The 594-nt window shown below is 61.1% G+C and carries 1 pseudogene (only partly in view); it reads right to left on the bottom strand.

Annotated elements, in window-relative coordinates:
- A pseudogene (locus tag GEV06_28715) lies at window positions 1-594 on the bottom strand (hypothetical protein); it runs 249 nt beyond the window's last position.

Here is a 594-nt window from a genome sequence, read left to right as displayed (position 1 = left end):
GGCACCGGATCCATGAAGTAGACGACTGGAATGAGCAATGCGACCGCCATGATTGCGGTCAGGCCAGGCACCGCTCCCATGAAGACCCCGTACACGGCGGAGGTAATGACCACCAGCCACACGTAGGGGTCGAGGAACACCTGTTGAATCGCTTGCACGAATGCTTGGTCCATCGGCTACGGCTTTCTCACCACCCAAGACGCCTTGAGGGAGCGGCACGCGGAGATAGATGGCAAATACCTGGTAGACGACGACGACCAGGATAAGCGTCACGACCAGCGCCACAGCCCACCGAACGCCGAGACGCCACATCAAGAAGGCAACAATCCCGAACCCGGTCACCACGAAGCCCAAAGTCTCCGCCAGCAGGAGGTAGAGGAGAATGCCACCCAGGACTTCAGCGATCCGGCCCGCGCCGCGCCAAGAAAAGATGTCCGATGACTCGGTCTTTGCAAGGCCTCCAGACGCCAGGAGCGTCGCGAGCACGACGAGACCGAGGGAGCCGAGAATCGCTGGAAAGACCATGGGACCGACGATCCCCTCGCCCATGTTCTTGAACGCGTCGCCGGTGAGCAGCTCGCCGAAGGACAGATC

It is taken from the genome of Luteitalea sp., from assembly GCA_009377605.1.
Classification (GTDB): domain Bacteria; phylum Acidobacteriota; class Vicinamibacteria; order Vicinamibacterales; family Vicinamibacteraceae; genus WHTT01.
Note: the sequence above shows the minus strand (reverse complement) of the source record. Positions and strands in the feature narration are given on the sequence as shown.